The organism is Pseudoalteromonas sp. 10-33, from assembly GCF_001469195.1.
Lineage (GTDB): Bacteria > Pseudomonadota > Gammaproteobacteria > Enterobacterales > Alteromonadaceae > Pseudoalteromonas.
In genome coordinates, this window is the sequence record NZ_LOFI01000001.1 from 491,132 (window position 1) to 510,999 (window position 19,868).

Annotated in this window: 17 protein-coding genes; 14 read left to right on the plus strand and 3 right to left on the minus strand. The window is 40.9% G+C overall.

What is annotated here, in order from left to right; all coding sequences use genetic code 11:
* Positions 1-18: 18 nt before the first annotated feature.
* From ftsB to rpoS, 9 genes are read left to right on the plus strand one after another with little or no spacing between them, the layout of a single operon-like run.
* A complete protein-coding gene (ftsB, locus tag ATS76_RS02270; RefSeq protein WP_006791955.1) occupies positions 19-306 on the plus strand; it encodes a cell division protein FtsB in 288 nt (95 codons plus the stop codon).
* Positions 296-997: a 2-C-methyl-D-erythritol 4-phosphate cytidylyltransferase gene (gene ispD / locus ATS76_RS02275; protein ID WP_058550877.1), complete on the plus strand. Its 702-nt coding sequence runs from the start codon at positions 296-298 to the stop codon at positions 995-997. The genes ftsB and ispD overlap by 11 nt, the downstream gene beginning before the upstream one ends.
* Entirely contained in the window at positions 994-1,491 is a 498-nt protein-coding gene (gene ispF / locus ATS76_RS02280) for a 2-C-methyl-D-erythritol 2,4-cyclodiphosphate synthase (protein ID WP_058550878.1), read from the plus strand. The genes ispD and ispF overlap by 4 nt, the downstream gene beginning before the upstream one ends.
* Entirely contained in the window at positions 1,488-2,540 is a 1,053-nt protein-coding gene (truD, locus tag ATS76_RS02285) for a tRNA pseudouridine(13) synthase TruD (RefSeq protein WP_058550879.1), read from the plus strand. The genes ispF and truD overlap by 4 nt, the downstream gene beginning before the upstream one ends.
* On the plus strand, positions 2,521-3,285 hold the full coding sequence (surE, locus tag ATS76_RS02290; RefSeq protein WP_058403026.1) for a 5'/3'-nucleotidase SurE: 765 nt from the start codon (positions 2,521-2,523) through the stop codon (positions 3,283-3,285). The genes truD and surE overlap by 20 nt, the downstream gene beginning before the upstream one ends.
* Positions 3,275-3,913 carry a protein-L-isoaspartate(D-aspartate) O-methyltransferase gene (locus ATS76_RS02295; RefSeq protein WP_058403025.1) on the plus strand — a complete coding sequence of 213 codons (639 nt, stop codon included), beginning with the start codon at positions 3,275-3,277 and terminating at the stop codon, positions 3,911-3,913. The genes surE and ATS76_RS02295 overlap by 11 nt, the downstream gene beginning before the upstream one ends.
* A gap of 9 nt (positions 3,914-3,922) precedes the next feature.
* Complete coding sequence (locus ATS76_RS02300) at positions 3,923-4,501, plus strand: YqaA family protein (RefSeq protein ID WP_058403024.1); 579 nt, start codon at positions 3,923-3,925, stop codon at positions 4,499-4,501.
* 41 nt (positions 4,502-4,542) lie between these two features.
* Positions 4,543-5,367, plus strand: coding sequence for a peptidoglycan DD-metalloendopeptidase family protein (locus tag ATS76_RS02305; RefSeq protein ID WP_058550880.1), 825 nt, complete (start codon positions 4,543-4,545; stop codon positions 5,365-5,367).
* 35 nt (positions 5,368-5,402) lie between these two features.
* Positions 5,403-6,377 carry an RNA polymerase sigma factor RpoS gene (gene rpoS / locus ATS76_RS02310; RefSeq protein WP_058403022.1) on the plus strand — a complete coding sequence of 325 codons (975 nt, stop codon included), beginning with the start codon at positions 5,403-5,405 and terminating at the stop codon, positions 6,375-6,377.
* A gap of 85 nt (positions 6,378-6,462) precedes the next feature.
* On the opposite strand, the gene mutS is transcribed toward rpoS, so the two are convergent.
* Entirely contained in the window at positions 6,463-9,045 is a 2,583-nt protein-coding gene (gene mutS / locus ATS76_RS02315) for a DNA mismatch repair protein MutS (protein WP_058550881.1), read from the minus strand.
* Positions 9,046-9,066: 21 nt separating this feature from the next.
* Between mutS and ATS76_RS02320 the strand changes: the two genes are divergently transcribed.
* Together ATS76_RS02320 and recA are read left to right on the plus strand one after the other, a co-directional pair.
* Positions 9,067-9,558: a CinA family protein gene (locus ATS76_RS02320; RefSeq protein WP_058550882.1), complete on the plus strand. Its 492-nt coding sequence runs from the start codon at positions 9,067-9,069 to the stop codon at positions 9,556-9,558.
* A 65-nt stretch (positions 9,559-9,623) separates the two neighbouring features.
* On the plus strand, positions 9,624-10,667 hold the full coding sequence (recA, locus tag ATS76_RS02325; RefSeq protein WP_058403019.1) for a recombinase RecA: 1,044 nt from the start codon (positions 9,624-9,626) through the stop codon (positions 10,665-10,667).
* A gap of 262 nt (positions 10,668-10,929) precedes the next feature.
* Here the strand turns inward: recA and ATS76_RS02330 are convergent, their stop codons facing one another.
* Positions 10,930-13,053, minus strand: a complete 2,124-nt coding sequence (locus tag ATS76_RS02330) for a TonB-dependent siderophore receptor (RefSeq protein WP_058550883.1) — start codon at positions 13,051-13,053, stop codon at positions 10,930-10,932.
* Between the two features lie 528 nt (positions 13,054-13,581).
* Positions 13,582-14,751 carry a DcaP family trimeric outer membrane transporter gene (locus ATS76_RS02335; RefSeq protein ID WP_058550884.1) on the minus strand — a complete coding sequence of 390 codons (1,170 nt, stop codon included), beginning with the start codon at positions 14,749-14,751 and terminating at the stop codon, positions 13,582-13,584.
* 435 nt (positions 14,752-15,186) lie between these two features.
* Here ATS76_RS02335 and acs point away from each other — a divergent pair, with 435 nt between their 5' ends.
* The 3 genes from acs (at position 15,187) to ATS76_RS02350 (ending at position 19,782) form a co-directional block, all read left to right on the plus strand.
* Positions 15,187-17,127 carry an acetate--CoA ligase gene (gene acs / locus ATS76_RS02340; RefSeq protein ID WP_058550885.1) on the plus strand — a complete coding sequence of 647 codons (1,941 nt, stop codon included), beginning with the start codon at positions 15,187-15,189 and terminating at the stop codon, positions 17,125-17,127.
* Between the two features lie 95 nt (positions 17,128-17,222).
* The gene (locus tag ATS76_RS02345) at positions 17,223-17,876 is read left to right on the plus strand and encodes a response regulator transcription factor (RefSeq protein ID WP_058403015.1); all 654 of its coding nucleotides are present in this window, start codon (positions 17,223-17,225) and stop codon (positions 17,874-17,876) included.
* 316 nt (positions 17,877-18,192) lie between these two features.
* The gene (locus tag ATS76_RS02350) at positions 18,193-19,782 is read left to right on the plus strand and encodes an AbgT family transporter (protein ID WP_058550886.1); all 1,590 of its coding nucleotides are present in this window, start codon (positions 18,193-18,195) and stop codon (positions 19,780-19,782) included.
* The last annotated feature ends 86 nt before the right edge of the window (positions 19,783-19,868 follow it).

The following is a 19,868-nucleotide window of genomic DNA, read 5'->3' on the forward strand; positions in this document are numbered from 1 at the left end:
TTAAATAAGGAGTGTTAAATGCGTGTTTTTCAAGTTTGTTTACTGTGCTTAGCACTGTTTGTTCAATACAGATTATGGTTTGGCCAAAATGGTGTGCAAGACTACTCGCGCTTAAAAGGCGCGGTGGCAACCCACCAAGACACGAACGAAAAGCTAATAAAACGTAATAAAGTGCTTAAAGCCGATATAGAAGATTTAAAACTTGGCCTTGAAGGCATTGAAGAACGTGCTCGTAACGAATTAGGAATGATTAAACCGGACGAAACATTTATTCGTGTTTTACCGGGTAACCAATATGAGAAATAAACAAACCATAGTCGCGATTGTACCCGCAGCGGGTGTAGGCAGCAGAATGAAGCACAATGCACCTAAACAATATATACAATTAGCGGGTAAAACAATTTTAGAACACACCCTAACAAAACTATCTCAATTACCACAACTACAAGCTATTGTTGTTGCCCTCAGTGATACAGATCCATACTTTGACGATTTACTACTAACAGATGCTCGTATCGTTCGAACTACTGGTGGAAAAGAGCGAGCTGACTCAGTGCTAAATAGTTTGTTATTTTTAGCACCTAACCCACCAGATTGGGTATTAGTGCACGATGCAGCGCGCCCGCTGGTGGACATAACAGATATAGAGCGTCTGATTAATGAGTGCCTTAGTGCAAATGAAGGCGGGATTTTAGCCAGTAAAGTAAAAGATACCATTAAACGTGGCGGTACACACTCAAAGCAAACCGTACCAAGGGATGATTTATGGCAAGCGCTCACGCCTCAATTTTTTAAGTACAATGATCTTAAAGATGCGCTGCAAAATGCGTTACAAAATGGCGCAACTATTACTGACGAAGCCAGTGCTATTGAGTGGGTAAATCAACCAGTAAAGCTTGTAGCTGGTCGCAGCGATAACATTAAAATAACCACGCCAGAAGACTTAGCTTTGGCGGGGTTTTTATTAAATAAACAACAAAACGAGAGCGCAGTATGATACGAATTGGCCATGGTTTTGACGTTCATAAATTTGGCGGCGAAGGCCCGTTAACTTTATGTGGTGAAAAAATTGATTACCCGCAAGGCTTTTTAGCACACTCTGATGGCGATGTAGCTATTCATGCATTATGTGATGCTATTTTAGGTTCACTTGCTATGGGGGATATTGGTAAGCACTTTCCTGATACAGCGAGCGAATATGAAAATATAGACAGCCGTATTTTGCTTCGTCATGTTGTTAAATTAGCTAAAGACCAAGGTTACGTTTTAGGTAATGGCGATGTAACTATTGTGGCACAAGCACCAAAAATGCTACCGCACATACAGGCTATGCGCGTAAATTTAGCCAGCGATTTAAACTGCGATCTTAGCCAAATAAATGTTAAAGCTACCACAACCGAAAAGCTCGGTTTTGAAGGGCGCAAAGAGGGTATTTCTAGTCATGCAGTGGTTATTATGAGTAAAGAACCTACGAGTACAACAAACGCATGAGCGACTTAAATTATTTATACGGTGCGCCACTTTCTAAAGCTGATTTTAAAACCATTGCTGAAGACTTTATGGTGGATGAAGAGCTGGGTATTGAGTTTACTGGTAGTGGTGAGCATATATGCTTGCAGGTGGTTAAAAAGGGCGAAAATACACAATACGTGGCTAAAATTATCGCTCAAAAGGCCGGGGTATCGCCTCGTGAAGTAAGTTATGCAGGCATGAAAGATCGCCATGGTGTGTGTAGTCAATGGTTTAGTGTAAAAGTACCAATTAAAAAGCACATAGATTTTACAGAGCTTAACAGCGAGAGTATTTTTGTAGTATCTCAGCAGCGCCATGAGCGAAAGCTACGAACGGGTTGCCACAAAGGCAATAAATTTACCATTACTCTTCGTAATGTAACCGAGCCGCTTGATATATTATGCCGCATAAACGCGGTTCGCGCGGGTGTACCTAATTATTTTGGCGAGCAGCGTTTTGGTCGCGATGGTCATAATTTAGTGATGGCCGAAAAAATGTTTGCTGGCGAGCGTATTCGCGATAAAAAGTTACGCGGTATTATTATTTCAGCTGCGCGTTCACATATTTTTAATCAGCTTGTAAGTTTACGTGTAAAAGAGCACGGTCTGGCTAAAACGATGCATCGCGAAGTGTTTATGCTCAGTGGTAGCAATGCGTTTTTTGAAGATGCGATTAACGACGAAAACATAGAACGTTTAGCTTCTGGCGATATAGTTATGTCGGCACCAATGGCTGGTAAAAGTGATAAAGGGTTAACTGAGCAAGAAAAAATATGGCTTAAACCGTATCAAGCATGGTGCGATGGCTTAGGTGAGTTAGGGCTTAAAAATGAGCGCAGAATGTTACGTTTGATTCCTGATAGTTTAGCTGTAGAAACGCTAGATGACGCGACCCTTAAGCTCAGTTTTGGTTTACCCAAAGGGTGTTTTGCCACCGCGTTATTACGTGAGCTGGTGGACTATAAAGATGCAAGTCCCAAAGAGCGAAAAGATAAGGATGATGGCATAAATGAAAATACTGTTAAGTAACGATGATGGCGTTAATGCTAAAGGCATAGCGGTTTTATATAACGCACTTACGCAAATTGCAGACGTCACTTTGGTGGCTCCAGACCGTAATTGCAGTGGTGCGAGTAACTCGCTAACATTAATGAACCCATTGCGGGCAACACCGCTAGAAAACGGATTCATATCGGTCAATGGCACACCTACCGATTGTGTGCATTTAGGTGTTAATCAATTGGTTTCAGAAAAACCAGACTTAGTAGTGGCAGGTATTAACCATGGTGCCAACTTAGGTGACGATACGCTTTACTCTGGCACTGTTGCCGCTGCTACTGAGGGGCGTCATTTAGGGTTGCCTGCAATTGCGGTTTCCCTTTGCTCACACCATGGCGAGCACTTCGAAACAGCTGCAGCGGTCACAGTCAATATTATTAAAGAGCTTGCATCGCACCCATTACCAAAAGATCAAATCATTAATATTAACGTGCCCGATGTTCCGCTAAGCGAGTTAAAAGGTGTGCAGGTTACGCGTTTAGGTGCTCGGCATAAAGCCGAAACCATGACCAAGCAAACCGATCCATGGGGAAGAAGTATCTATTGGTATGGCTCGCTTGGTACTGAGAGTGATGCAGGCGAAGGAACAGACTTTTATGCAATTAATAATGGCTTTGCATCTGTAACACCTTTAAGCGTTGATATGACAGCGCACGACAGCATAAATGCCCTTGGAAACTGGTTATCTGATTTGGAAATAAACCGTGCTTGCTAATTACACACGCAGCGCGAAAGTATTATCAGATTTACTTAAACGTGAAGGCGTTGAGGATCAAGGTGTACTTGATGCTATTGCAAATATACCGCGTCATTTATTTATTGATGATGTGTTGCAACATAAAGCTTATGAAAATACTGCGCTACCTATAGGCCAAGGACAAACTATTTCACAACCCTATATTGTTGCCCGTATGACTGAGCTACTTAGGCTTGCAGGTGTGCGCGATAAAGTATTAGAAATTGGCACGGGCTCTGGCTATCAAACAGCGGTGCTTGCTAAAACGTTTACTAAGGTTTACTCGGTAGAGCGTATAAAAGCACTGCAATGGCAAGCAAAACGTCGCTTGCAGCAGCTTGATTTATACAACGTAACAATGAAGCATGGAGATGGCTGGCAAGGTTGGCAATCTCAAGCACCATTTAACGGTATTATTGTTACGGCTGCGGCTGCTACCTTACCTCAGGACTTGTTAAGTCAATTAGCCGATGGCGGTGTATTATTAGCGCCGATTGGTGAAGTTGAGCAAAAGTTAACAATGGTTATTCGAAAGGGCGAAAGCTTTACAGAACATGTTATTGCACCAGTAAGATTTGTACCTTTGGTGCCTGGTGATATTGAATAGGAATTCACTTTGAAGTTGTTTACTAAGTTGTACGATATGGCCCTAGTATGGGCAAAGCACCGTCATGCGGAGCGTTATTTAGCAGGAATGAGTTTTGCTGAGTCTGTTTTTTTTCCAATCCCACCAGATGTAATGTTAGCGCCAATGTCGCTTGCACAACCTAGCAAGGCGTGGCGTTTTGCAAGCTTTACTACCATTGCTTCTGTCCTGGGCGGTGTAATTGGTTATTTACTTGGATTTTGGCTTTTTGAACCTGTTGTAGAGCCGCTAATTGCACAAATGCATTGGCAAGAAAAGTTTGATGTAGCGTTAAATTGGTTTAAAGAGTATGGCGTTTGGGTGGTATTTTTAGCTGGCTTTTCACCCATACCTTATAAAGTATTTACAATTGGTGCTGGCGTTTTACAGATGGCATTTTTCCCCTTTTTAATCGCTTCAGCAATTGGGCGCGGCGCCCGATTTTTTCTGGTTGCAGCGCTTATGAAATGGGGGGGAGCGCAAATGGAGAAAAAATTACGTCAATATATTGAAGTGCTTGGCTGGGCATTAGTGGTATTAATTGCTGTTGCGTACTTTTTATTGCGTTAAGCTACATAAAATAGCGTTATTTAAACATGGAGAAAAGTACGATGAATAAACAATTTATACTTTATGTTGCTTTGTTCATTAGTGTTTTTCTCTTTGGTTGTTCATCTCGCCACGTTCCGGCTCCTGTTAGTAGTTTAAATAACAATGTTAATGACTCAAATCATTTAATTAACATTGTGGGTGGCAAATACACAGTACAAAAAGGCGATACGCTTTATTCTATCGCGTTTAGCGCAGGGAAGGATTTTAGAGAAATTGCTGAAAACAATTTAATTTCAAGCCCTTATGTTATATACCCCGGCCAGTCAATATCCCTGATATCCACGAGCAAAAAAATAAAAAGCTCAAAAAAATATACGAATTTGAGTAAAAAGTCTATAAAAAACACACAAAATAATAACAAAAAATTAAAGAAAGGACTTGATCAGCCAAAAAAACGAGAGTATGTTCAAAAACAAGCCAGTAATAAAGTTAGTAACCAAAAGCAGTTATCGAGCGGTAAATTAGCGTGGTTTTGGCCAGCAAAGGGCAAAATTACCAAACGCTTTTCTAATAAGGAAAACGGCTATAAAGGCTTACAAATTACTAATAAAATGGGGGCTACAGTTTTAGCCGCTGCACAAGGAACGGTGGTGTATGCGGGTAACGCTCTTCGAGGCTACGGTAATTTAATCATTTTGAAACATAATGATGATTATCTAAGTGCTTATGCACATAACTCGAAATTACTTGTAAAAGAAAAGCAAAAAGTTAAGGCAGGACAAAAAATAGCAGAAATTGGCAATTCAGAGTCTTCGGTTACCGCGCTTCGCTTTGAAATTCGTTACCGGGGGAAAGCTGTCAACCCTGCTAAATACCTTCCTTAGATTTTAGGTATTGATAATTGCTCTGGAGAAGGCTTATGGCTAATGCAGCAAAAATTGAAAAAAATATCAGCAATGACGACAAGTTTGATGAAAACACCGTTGAAGAAGCAACACCGTTACTTGAAAAAGTAGATGACGAAGACATATTTGCAAAAGAAGAAGTTACTAAAAACCTTGATGCCACACAACTTTACTTAGGTGAAATAGGTTTCTCTCCATTATTAAGCGCAGAAGAAGAAGTATTTTTTGCTCGCAAATCTTTAAAAGGCTGCGAAGCCTCTCGTAAACGCATGATTGAAAGCAATTTACGTTTAGTTGTTAAAATTGCCCGTAGATACAATAACCGTGGACTTGCACTACTTGATTTAATTGAAGAAGGTAACTTAGGTTTAATTCGCGCTGTTGAAAAGTTTGACCCTGAGCGCGGGTTTAGATTTTCAACTTACGCAACATGGTGGATACGTCAAACAATTGAACGTGCCATTATGAACCAAACACGCACCATTCGTTTGCCTATCCATGTAGTGAAAGAGCTTAATGTTTACTTACGTACAGCACGAGAGTTAACCCAAAAGCTCGACCATGAACCAACTGCTGAAGAAATAGCTGAGTGCTTAGATAAGCCAGTTGAAGACGTAACCAAAATGCTACGTTTAAACGAAAAAATAGCCTCGGTTGATATGCCTATTGGCGGCGAAAACGACAGCGTACTGCTAGATATTTTACCTGACGAAAAAGGCAATGGTCCAGAAGGTGAAGTACAAGACAACGAAATTAATAAGCACATTGTTGATTGGTTAGGAGAGTTAAACCTCAAGCAACGTGAAGTGCTCGCTCGCAGGTTTGGGTTACTCGGCTACGAGCCATCTACACTTGAAGATGTAGGCCGGGAAATAGGCCTAACACGAGAGCGAGTAAGACAAATACAAGTCGAAGCACTACGTCGTTTAAAAGATATTTTGCAACAAGAAGGGTTAAGCACTGATAGCTTATTTAATCAGTTTTCTTAATAGCACATTTAAGGCCTTACAAGGCTGGAATAAAAAAGCCGAAGAAATTAATCTTCGGCTTTTTTATGTTTTTTACAAGGCAAACTTAAAGCAATGTTTTTAATTTATAAAGCAATTCGTGAGCTTGTCTGGGTGTTAAGTTATCTGGATCAATTGACTTTAACTGTTCTTCCACTTGTGAAGGCTCAATAATTGCTTCGTTATTAAATGAAAATGTTTGTTGTTCTGTATTAGGCGCCGTTACACTTTGATGGTTTTCAAGTAGCTTAAGTTTTTGTTTAGCTTGCGCAATTACAGCTTTAGGTACGCCTGCAAGAGCGGCGACTTGTAAACCAAAGCTTTTGCTTGCTGCACCGTCTAGCACGGTATGCATAAATGCGATTGTGTCATTATGCTCTATTGCATCTAGGTGAACGTTTACAAGGCCTTGAGTTTGCTCTGCAAGCTCTGTAAGTTCAAAGTAGTGTGTTGCAAATAGTGTTTTAGCTGAAATTTTTGATGCTAAATGATCGGCCGTGGCATACGCAAGCGAAAGCCCGTCGTAGGTGCTTGTTCCTCGCCCAATTTCATCCATTAACACCAACGACTGCGCTGTCGCATTATTTAAAATAGTGGCGGTTTCGGTCATTTCAACCATGAAGGTTGAGCGGCCAGAGGCTAAATCATCACTTGCACCGATACGCGTAAATATACGGTCTATATTACCTATTTTCGCGCTATCAGCAGGCACATAGCTGCCAATGTGCGCCATGAGTACAATAAGCGCTGTTTGGCGCATATAGGTTGATTTACCACCCATATTTGGACCTGTAATAATCAACATTTTGCGCTGGCTATTCAGCTCTACAGGATTTGCAATGAAGGGTTCTTTCATTACTTGCTCTACAACGGGGTGACGGCCTTGTTTAATGCTAATGTTGTCGTTGTCGCATAACTCTGGTTTAGCATAATTAAGCGCAAAGGCGCGCTCTGCTAAGTTGTTTAGCACATCTAAGTCAGCAAGCGATGCGGCCATTATTTGCAGCTGTTCAATGTGAGGGGCTATAAATTCAAATAACTCTTCGTATAGTTGTTTTTCAAGCGCGAGTGCTTTTGATTGGCTACCAAGTACTTTGTCTTCATGCTCTTTAAGCTCAGGAATAATATAGCGCTCATTATTTTTAAGCGTCTGGCGACGAATGTAATCAGCTGGTACTAAATGAGAATTAGCACGGCTTACTTCTATGAAAAAGCCGTGCACTCGGTTATAGCCAATTTTTAATGTGCTAATACCTGTGCGTTCACGCTCGCGTTGTTCAAGCTGCTCAAGTACATTTGTGGCACCTTTACTTAGGTTACGCCACTCATCTAATTCACTATTATAACCAGGTGCAATTACGCCCCCATCACGAATAAGTACTGGTGGATTATCAATAACAGCACGCTCTAGTAATGCTTGTAGCTCAGGTAGTTCTGGCGAGTGTTTGATAATACTCGCTATGCGCGGGTCGCTCGCATCATTTAATAAGTTATGTAGTGGTGCAAGTGCCTGTAGTGCACTGCGCAGGCGTGTTAAATCTCTTGGGCGTGCAGTACATAATGCTAAACGCGCTATTACACGCTCTATATCACCAATATCTTTTAGCGACTCGTGTAATTCGCCGCAAAGTTGTACGTCTAAAATTGCGCTAATAGCATTTAGGCGAGAATTAAGCTCGTCTTTATTTCGAACAGGTGTATGAATGCGGCGTTTTAATAAGCGCGATCCCATTGCTGTAGCGGTTTTATCAAGTACTTGGGCAAGCGTATTTTCAAACCCGCCAGATAGGTTAACAGTAAGCTCTAAGTTTTTACGGGTTGCGGCATCTAAAATAACAGCATGCTCGTTATGTTCAAGCGTAATGGCGCGAATGTGAGGTAAAGCAATTCGTTGTGTATCTTTTACGTATTGCATTAAACAGCCGGCGGCTACGAGTGCAGTATGTGCTTTATCTACACCAAAGCCGACTAAATCTTTTGTACCAAATTGATCGCATAATAAGTGCTGGGCCGTATCTAAATCGAACTCCCATTCAGGGCGGCGGCGAGCGCCTTTGATATGCTCAATCAAATGGGTGTTTTCAAAGCTTTCGCTATATAAAAGTTCTGCTGGTGACAAACGCTGTAGTGTCGAACTAAATGCCTCATCGGTACTGACCTCTACAATGTTAAAACGACCAGAATTTATATCAAGGTAAGCGATTCCGTATTGGCCCTTTTTATTCTGCCAAACACTAGTCAGTAAATTGTCTTGTCGCTCTTGTAGCAGCGCTTCATCCGAAATGGTGCCCGGTGTTACAATACGCACTACTTTTCGCTCAACAGGACCTTTACTGGTTGCTGGGTCGCCAACTTGTTCACAAATAGCAACAGATTCGCCCATTTGTACTAAACGGGCTAAGTAGTTTTCTACGGCATGATAAGGTACACCGGCCATAGGAATTGGGTCGCCACCGGCTTTGCCGCGCTGGGTTTGCGAAATATCGAGCAATTGCGCTGCACGTTTTGCGTCGTCAAAGAAAAGCTCATAAAAATCACCCATACGATAAAACAATAAAATATCGCGATGCTCTGATTTTATTTTTAGATACTGCTGCATCATAGGGGTTTGTTGTTTTATAGTGTGTGGTGCAAAAAGATCAAACGACATGTATTTACCCAAAGGCTGAATATGGAATTACATCAAGAGATTAAAACACTTGCTGCGCAATTAGGTGCTATTTTAACGGATAAATGCTTATGGATCACTACTGCTGAATCATGTACAGGTGGAGGGGTCAGTTATGCCCTCACAGATACCCCCGGTAGCTCTGGATATTTAGGCCGAGCTTTTGTTACATACAGCAATGAAGCGAAGCACGAATTACTCAATGTAGCGACGAATACGTTAGAGCGATATGGTGCTGTGAGCGAGCAAACAGTAAAAGAAATGGCGCTGGGTGCAAAAAATATCGCTAATGCTGACGTTGCTATTGCTATATCGGGTATAGCTGGGCCGGGTGGAGCAACACAAGATAAGCCTGTAGGTTTTGTATGGTTTTGCCTACAAATTGCAGATAAACAATTTACATTTAAACATATATTTAGTGGTGACAGGGCAAGTGTAAGAGCCCAAGCTATTGAATTTTCATTAAAATTTGCGATTAAAAAGATAAAGTTATAAATTTTGCTTGATACTGTGATTTCATACAGTATACTTGTTTGCATTAGCCGGATTTGGAGAACAAAATGAACGATAATAAACAAAAAGCGTTAGATGCAGCCCTATCACAAATTGAGCGTCAATTTGGTAAAGGATCAATCATGAAGTTGGGTGACAACAAAGCCCTAAATATTGACGCCGTGTCTACAGGTTCACTAGGGATCGACATTGCTTTAGGCATAGGCGGTTTACCAATGGGTCGTATTGTAGAAGTGTATGGTCCTGAATCATCGGGTAAAACTACGCTGACTTTGCAAGTTATCGCACAGGCTCAAAAAGAAGGCAAAACATGTGCCTTTGTTGATGCTGAGCATGCTCTAGATCCAGTATATGCACAAAAACTAGGTGTTAACATTGATGAGCTTTTAGTATCTCAACCAGATACGGGTGAGCAAGCGCTAGAAATTTGTGACATGTTAGTACGTTCAAGTGCGGTTGACGTGGTTATTGTCGATTCTGTTGCTGCACTTACACCAAAAGCTGAAATTGAAGGCGACATGGGCGACTCGCACATGGGCTTACAAGCACGTTTAATGTCGCAAGCATTACGTAAGCTTACGGGTAATATTAAACGTTCTAATACGTTATGTATTTTCATCAACCAAATTCGTATGAAAATTGGTGTAATGTTCGGTAACCCTGAAACAACAACCGGTGGTAACGCACTTAAGTTTTACGCGTCAGTTCGTATTGATATACGCAGAATTGGTTCTGTAAAGGAAGGCGATGAAGTTGTTGGTAATGAAACGCGTGTTAAAATTGTTAAAAATAAGGTAGCGCCTCCGTTTAAACAAGCCGAATTTATCATCATGTATGGTGAAGGTATTTCTAAGCAAGGTGAACTAATTGATTTAGGTGTTAAGCACAAAATTGTTGAAAAAGCAGGTGCTTGGTACAGTTACAATGGCAACAAGGTAGGCCAAGGTAAAAATAATTCGATAAAATTCCTAAAAGAAAATGTAGAAATTGCGAACGAAATTGAAGGCAAACTACGCGATATGTTATTGCTTAAAGCGACAATTGAGCCAGAAGACGGTGAAGATGTGCTAGGTGATGAAGGCGACCTTTAAGCTTTACAATGTTCTCTAAGCTTGATTTGACCCGAGCTTTATAAAAACGCTAACCAGTAATGGTTAGCGTTTTTTTATGTTTAAACATCTATTAAGTCAATAATAACGATTCGCTTAACTAGCTGAGCTATTTTTGCGAAAGTAAGTCCAAATAGCATTAGGTTGATTTCCTAAATTATTATTGCGGGTGCTATTACAAATTAAAAAACGACACAGAGTATGTGTCGTTTAAATTAAGTTATATAAAGACGTTTAATTTGCTTTATAACTGCCAATTAACCGATAGGGCGTAGTTGCGTGGCGCGCCATAGTAACCTTGCGCCCAATATAGGCTATGTAAGTATTTTTCGTCAGTGGTGTTATTAATGTTAAAAGTAACCCCTACGTTTTGAGTGACTTTGTAGTTAGCCATTAAATCAAGAATACCGTAAGCACCTTGGTTTGTTGTTACAAGCGCTGCCCCCGTTGGATCTGATACTTGCACTCGGCTAACGGAATCTTGCCAGCGGTAGTTTGCGCCAAATGTTAAACCCTCAACAAGCGGTACTTGGTAAGTAGCGGCCACTTTTAATTGGTTCTCGGGGGTGTAGTCTTTTACTAAATCATCACCTTCAATGCTCAGGTTACTAAAGCTTATGCTTGCACTTAAGTCTTCGGTAAGTTTCCCACTTAGTTCTATTTCAAAGCCGTCGCTGTTAATACCTTCGGCACCGTAGTAGCGTGTATCACTTGGTAGTGAATCAGGAAGTGCGACTGCAAGCCCTTCTTGCTTAGCATCAAAATACGCTAAAGTTAAAAACACTTGATCGTCTAAAAGCTGTGCTTTTAAACCTATTTCACTACTTTTACCTGTAATTGGTGCAAGTTGTTCTGCGTTTATATCAAGTTCGTTTTGTGGCACGAACGTTTCGGTGTAGCTTGCATAAGCCGAGAGTGACTCAGTAAAGTCGTAAACAGCACCAACATAAGGGATTACTTCGCTGTCATCACGTGTTTGCGCTACACCATATGCTGTGCCTTTTGTTTCCCAGTCTGTATAACGAACGCCCGCAAGTATACTTAGTGGTGCACTTAGTTTTATGCGAGTTGAGATATAAGCTGATTGCTGTTTGTTTTCAATGTCACTACCGTTTAAACCGTCTGCAAGTGTTGCCTCTGGCGCTACTCCATCCCATGTATCAAGTGACGGCATGGCAGGAAAGCCATTGCCCGTAGTATAATCATAGAGTGACTGTTCGGTATAATCCATATTGGCTTGGCTTACCCCAAACGATAGGTCATGCTCTAAGCCAAATAAATCAAACTTACCACTGGCGTATAAATCAAACAGATCGTGTTTGTCTTCGTAATCATAACGACTAGCGTAACCTGTTAAGCCAAGTCCTGTTTCTTTATTAGGCGTGCCATAAACGTAAAAAAGCTCCGAGTCTTGCTCGTTTTCAATGTGTGCATAACGAGCAGTTGCAACCCATGTAGTCGACAAATTTTGTTCAAGAGTTACATAAACTTGCTCAGCGCTATTATCCCAGTATGACCAGTCAGAAGCGGTGCTGGTAGATGAATCGTAGTCTGTGGCTGAGCCATCAGTATAATAAAGTGGTAATGCTCCCCAAAGTGGGCTGTCGGCATCTTTTTGTTGATTAACGTAGTTAAGGCTTAGCGTTGTGTCATTTGTTATTTTGCCTTCGTAGGCTAAATAACCAATTGTTTTATCTGTTTCGTAACGATCTAAGTATGACTCGGCTTGTTGCTTAGTAAATACGGCGCGCACCGCATGTTCATCGTTTATAGGTGTTGAAACATCAAGCTCTAAACGCTTGTTATTCCAAGAACCATAAGATGCAGATGCATGAGCTTGTGTTATGTAAGTTGGCTTTTTAAGTACCATATTAACGGTTGCGGACGGGTTTCCTGCTCCCGTCATTAAGCCGTTGGCACCACGAACTATTTCTACACGGTCGTATATAGACGTATCTAAAGTACCTTGAATTGAACCTGAGCTTTGTGGAATACCTAAACCATCTACCTGAAAGTTAGTTATTTCAAAACCACGAGCTTTGAAGTAAGTTCGGTCTGTTTCTATTTGTTCTACTGTGACACCCGGTGTACTTTCAAGCACAGCGTTAATGTTGTCTAGTGAAAAGTCGTCCATTAGTGCACGTGATACAACAGATATGCTTTGCGGTGTTTCTTTAATTGAAAGGCCTAATTTTGTTGCAGACTGTGCTTCTTCGGTAATGTAATTTTTATGATGTTGCCCGTACACAGCTATTTTTTCTAGCGGGTCACCTTTTTTATTTTCTTCATCAGCAAATGCATAACCAGATAAAATTAAAGAGGTAACAAGGCTTAATTTTGACAAACGTAAAATAGTAGGGGACGACATAATGGTTCCAGTAAGTTTAAATTGGAATTTATGTTAATCTAAATGATATTGATTTGCAATTGCGTTGGTTGCTATTTTTTATTAATACCAATTTACTTAATTTAGTGGCTATTTTGAGCGAGGGGGGAGATATGCTAGATAGCTAGGCAAAAAACTCGCTATTTAGTTGTTCTCGGCAATTGCTCCTGTATTGCTCTACCTTCTGCATTCATGCAGTCGTAAATGAAAAATTTATTAATATAGGTAGCGACACGTTTAGCCCTGTAAAGTGATTAACTAGTATTATGGATTGGTACAAGTTCAATTTTATTTAACCAGGCGGGGGGCTTATGCTTTGAGGTTTAATTTACAGCAGCCTGTTTGGTATATGAGCTAATAAAATGTTAATCCTTAAAAATAAATAGGCTGTAATCGCTTCAACCCTTTATAAATTACTTAAATTGTTATGTAGACGCTTGCTGTAAATACGTAGGTTAAATACATAAAAAAGCGGCCTAGGCCGCTTAATTTATTAAGTCAACTTTAAAATTAAAAAGCGTATTTAACAGAGAATTGCAGGCGGTCTAAATCACCATCAACACCGCTTTGGGTTTCTCGTTCAGCATGTTTTAACTCTGCACCGAGCGTCAGGCGTTTAACTGGCGAGTATAAAATATTAGCGCTGTAACTTTGAGTCGATTCGGTTGGATCTCCAGAAACACTTAGCAAGTCGGTGTTATTATCTGCAGAAAAGAACGAGTAAAGGAATGTTGAGCGCCATTGGCTGCTCCATTTATGCTGATAAGCCACAAAGCCTGAAGTTGAGTCAATTGCGTCTAGTTCATCCCCATTAAGTACGGCACCATGAGCAACATTTAAACCCACATACCGACCTAACCCTTTACCTTGTGTAAGCATAAATTTAATGTTGTCGTCGCCTACTTTAAACATACCCGATGCACTAATACCAAATGACGTTTCATCGGCATCAATACTACCTACTTTATATGTTAATTGGCGAGCTAGCGCGGTAACGACAAGATTACCCCAATCCGCTTTGTGGGTATATCGTGCAGTAAAGTCAGGAAGTGACGCATCATCTGTTGCAACACGTGCTCCACCTGCTGTTGTAATTGTGCTTTCAGGGTTTTCTAATGAAAAAGACCATGCGCCAGTTGTGTATTTAATTTGAGCTTGGCGAACGAATACAGTTCCTTCAGCAGGGCCTACAAAGTCTAGCGTTTCAGGAAGGGCACCCACGTTTTGAAAGTTTGACCATGTTTGACCAAATAACCATCCGTCATAGGTTATAAAAGCATGGCGAATACGTGGTGCGAAGGAGTTTGATACGCGCTCATTACCACCAGCTGCAGATGCAAGAAAATCGATTTCAATTTTGCTGTTAATTTTTTTGCCGTTATCGAGTAAAGTCGACGTACCAAAATTAAAACGCGATTGACGTGCATGCATATCAAATACTGCATCTGAGCTGTCATCATCACCTACCGTTAGTGTGCTTGGCACATAAAAATCACGACCAACACTTGTACCAGCAGAGGCACCCGCTGAATAATCACTCCACATTGTGTCGAGTTTAATATATCCGCCGTAAGTGAACTCAGTGTCACCAATTTTTGCAGCCGTCGCTGCATAAGAAGTGCTTGATAGTGCACATAAAACAGCGCTTGCTGCGAGTGTTTTTAATGGAGTAAATTTCATACTGGTATCCCTTGTTTAGGCTACTTGTTGTTTATTATTTTTCACTCGTTTTTGCTCAATATTTGCTACAAGTACAAATTACGAATAAAAATAAATGTTGTCAGTGTGTTTAGTGTTTATAAATATTTTTGTAATTTTTAAACAATGCATGCAATAGGTTTGTTTGCTTAATTGTTCACCATAAATACTTTAGTTATGTGTAGTGTTTACTCAATTACCTATTGGTCTATAAGACTAAGGTTTAACAATTAGGTAGCTTCTTGTTACCTTTATTTAACACTTTGTATTGTTTACGTAAAAATATTTAAGTTTATTAATTATATAGTACAAACACGCAATAAGTAGGTGAGTACAACTAAGGTCTAATACTTAATAAAGCACTGCTGAGTAATCCTTGTTAAGAGCCTAAGGCAAGTAATTAAAACGGAGACTAAGATGTCACAAAGTATCTATCCAGTTCCTAAGCATATAAAAGACACAACACTCGTTGATAAAAATAAATATAATTCGATGTACCAACAGTCAATTAACGACCCTGAAAGCTTTTGGAAAGAGCATGGGCAACGTCTTGACTGGTCTACTCCTTATTCAATTGTAAAAAATACATCGTTCGATAAGGGCCATATCAGTATAAAATGGTATGAAGATGGTTATTTAAATGCATCTTACAATTGTATCGATCGCCATTTAAAAACCAAAGCCGATAAAGTCGCGCTTATTTGGGAAGGGGATGATCCGTCACAAAGTGAAAACATCACATACCAACAGTTACATGACGAAGTTGCCAAATTTGCTAATGGTTTAAAAAAGCTAGGCGTGAAAAAAGGTGACCGAGTTGCTATTTATATGCCTATGACTCCACAGGCAATTTATGCCATGCAGGCGTGTGCACGAATTGGTGCCATTCACTCGGTTGTTTTTGGTGGTTTCTCACCATCAGCAATTGCCGATCGCATAAAAGATTCAGGCGCAAAAGTGGTAATAACGTCAGACGAAGGTCGACGTGCGGGTAACTGCGTGCCATTAAAAGCGAATGTTGATGAAGCTGTGTTACAAGATTCTGTAACCACTATTGAGCATGTGATTGTCCACCAGCTGACCAAAGGGGAAGTTGATTGGCATGATCACGATATTTGGTGGCACGAATTAGTTGCTGACTTACCAGCACAGTGTGAACCGGAGCCAATGAATGCAGAAGATCCGCTATTTATTTTGTATACATCAGGTTCAACAGGCCAACCTAAGGGTGTTGTTCACACAACTGGCGGTTACTTAGTTTATGCGTCAATGACCCATGAGTACGTGTTTGATTTGCAAGACGACGATGTATATTGGTGTAGCGCAGATGTAGGCTGGATCACAGGGCACAGTTATATTGCATATGGACCGCTAGTCAACGGTTGTACACAAGTTGTATTTGAAGGCGTACCAACATACCCAACGGCAGGAAGAATGGGGGAAGTGGTCGATAAACATGGTGTCACTATTTTATATACCGCACCTACAGCGATTCGAGCATTAATGGCTAAAGGTGATGAACCCACAGCAACCTCAAATCGCGATAGTTTACGCATTTTGGGTTCTGTAGGAGAACCAATTAACCCAGAAGCATGGAACTGGTATTACGAAAGCATAGGAAAGTCTAATTGCCCAATTGTCGATACCTGGTGGCAAACAGAAACGGGCGGTATTATGATCACGCCATTACCGGGTGCAACAGATACAAAACCCGGTTCTGCAACACATCCGTTTTTTGGAATTGCACCGGCACTTTATGATGCTGAAGGGAATACACTAGAAGGTGCGGTTGACGGTAATTTGGTTATTTTAGATAGCTGGCCATCACAAGCGCGAACTGTTTATGGCGATCATGAGCGTTTTGAGCAAACTTACTTTAGCGCATACCCTGGAGTCTACTTTACAGGTGATGGTTGTCGTCGTGATGAAGATGAGTATTACTGGATCACAGGGCGTGTTGATGATGTGCTCAATGTATCTGGGCATCGCTTGGGTACTGCCGAAATTGAAAGCGCCTTAGTTGCACATGAAGCTGTAGCCGAAGCCGCCGTAGTCGGTTACCCACATAATATTAAAGGCCAGGGGATTTATGTTTACATTACGCCCAACGAAGGGGTCACGGTGAGTGACGAGCTTACAAAAGAGGTTCGAAATTGGGTTCGTAAAGAACTTAGCCCAATAGCCTCACCAGATATGATTCAATGGTCGCCGGGTTTGCCTAAAACACGCTCAGGTAAAATAATGCGTCGTATATTGCGTAAAATTGCTGCTAATGAACACCAGCAGCTAGGTGATACGTCAACACTTGCCGATCCGTCGGTTGTGGATGAGCTTATTGAAAATCGATTAAATCGTTAAATATGCGTTAAAAGCTTGATTACAAGTTAATTCTAAACGTAGTATATCGGCTGTTACTTAGGAATAAGTATCAGCCGAATATTTAGGAGTGAACCATGAGTCAGTTTTTAATAGCGGACGATCATCCGTTATTTCGTGAAGCACTAAAGGGCGCATTGAGCTCTAAATTTGAAGGGCTTGAAGTATTCGAGTCGTCAGATTTTGACAGTACATTGCAGGTGTTAAGCGAACAAGAAGATCTTGATATATTACTGCTAGACCTTCATATGCCAGGAAATGGCGATTTGTATGGTCTTATTCGTATCCGAGAAGAGCACCCAAGTTTACCCATTGCTGTGGTTTCAGGCAGTGAAGACGTTAATATTGTTTCTAAAGTAATGGGTTATGGCGCTATGGGATTTATTCCCAAATCATCACCATCTGACGATATTGCCAGTGCTATAAACCAAATACTTGAAGGCGATACGTGGCTGCCGAAAGAGCTTAAAAATAAAGTAGCCGAGATTGAAGGTGAAGACAGAGAAATTGCAGCGCAAGTCGCTTCGCTTACACCTCAGCAATACCGCGTTTTACAGTATTTACATGAAGGACTACTCAATAAACAAATTGCTTATGAGTTGCATATTTCAGAAGCAACAGTAAAAGCACACATTACCGCAATTTTTAGAAAACTCGGTGTCTATAACCGCACTCAAGCCGTACTTATCGCGGCTAAATTACAACTAGAGCCTATTGAGCCAGCTCAATAATAGTTTTAAGGGTTTTGAAGCGATTTATTACCGTTATATTTTACCCGCTATTTTGAATTGGTATTTTGGCGCAAGCGCATATTGACGGTTATGTTTTGAAACTCGCTAAATTTAGAGCAGGCGTAGGTTAACTCCTCTAGGCAGCGTCTGCTTAGCATTTATGCTTTTTTATCTTTTACTGATAAAAAAACACGCTTAATACCTATTCCTCCTTTTGTGTTATTTGACTTTACTCACAAACCATTCACCTTTTAAACATGATCTAAATTACAAATAATGCTAGGTTACGGCAATTTTATAACTTTAAGAGCAGGGTATGACAGACTCCACACACTCACCTAGCAACAACCCAAATAAGGGATTATTTAATCGGTTTTTAGCCACCGTCGAATTTTTAGGCAATATGCTGCCTCATCCAATTACACTATTTGCAATATTTGCAGTGGCGATTGTTGTGTTTAGCGGCATTGCAGATTGGTTTGGATTAAGTGCAATAGACCCTCGCCCGTTAGGCGCTCCAGGGCGCGCCGCTGACGGCGTTATTGAAGTCGTAAGCTTATTAAGCGCTGAAGGTTTACAACGCATTATGGCTGGGCTCGTTACCAATTTCACAGGGTTTGCTCCCCTAGGTACCGTGTTGGTTGCATTATTGGGTGTGAGCGTTGCTGAGCACTCGGGTTTGCTCTCTGCGGCTATGCGAGGCATGGTAATGGGCGCCTCTAAACGTTTAGTTACGTTTATGGTCGTGTTTGCCGCTATTATGTCAAATACGGCTTCAGAGCTTGGCTATGTGGTTTTAATTCCGCTCGCAGCGATGATTTTTCATAGCTTAGGGCGTCACCCATTAGCTGGCCTTGCTGCTGCATTTGCAGGTGTGTCGGGGGGCTATAGTGCTAACTTATTATTAGGTACTATTGATCCGCTCCTTGCAGGTATTACAACTCCTGCAGCTCAAATGATCGATCCAACCTATGTTGTTGGCGCAGAGGCAAACTGGTATTTCATGATGATATCGGTGCTTTTAATTTCAGTGCTGGGTACTTTAGTAACTGAAAAAATAGTTGAGCCACGCCTAGGCAAATATAATCCAGATGAAGCCAGTATTGACCTGTCACAAAACAGCATCGATACCCTTACCCAAAAAGAAAAGTCAGGTTTAAAATGGGCAGGCGTGTCTTTATTAGCAGTTTCTTTATTACTTGCTTGGACCATAGTTCCTGACGATGGCATTTTACGAAATCCTGCAACGGGTGAAGTCGCGGGCTCTCCTTTTTTAAAAGGGATTGTGGTTATTATTTTTGTGACATTTAGTATTCCTGGTTTTGTATATGGTCGTGTTGTTGGCACTATGAAAAACGATAAGGATGTTATTAACGCCATGAGTAAAAGTATGAGCTCGATGGGGTTATATATTGTTTTGGTATTTTTTGCGGCTCAGTTTGTAGCATTCTTTAAGTGGACTAATTTAGGCACTATTTTAGCTATAAATGGTGCGGCGCTTTTACAAGCTTTAAACCTGACAGGTCCTGAAGTATTTGTATTGTTTATTTTAATGTGTGCACTAGTAAACCTAAGCTTAGGCTCGTCGTCAGCGCAATGGGCGATTACAGCGCCTATTTTTGTTCCTATGCTTATGCTAATCGATTACGCGCCAGAAACTATTCAAGCGGCTTACCGTATTGGTGACTCGGTAACAAACTTAATAACCCCGATGATGAGTTACTTTGGTTTAATCCTTGCTGTGGCTGTTAAGTACAAAAAAGATATGGGAATAGGTACTCTGGTTGCCACCATGCTGCCATACAGCATTATATTTTTTATTGGGTGGGTCATTTTGTTTTATGTATGGGTATTTTTACTGGGCATGCCGGTAGGGCCTGAGTCTCCAACATATTACACGCCATAATTACTTATTATATGCGAACAATAAAAAGCCAGCTAAGCTGGCTTTTTTTATAAAATGAACGCGGGGTAACTACAAAAGCTTATACG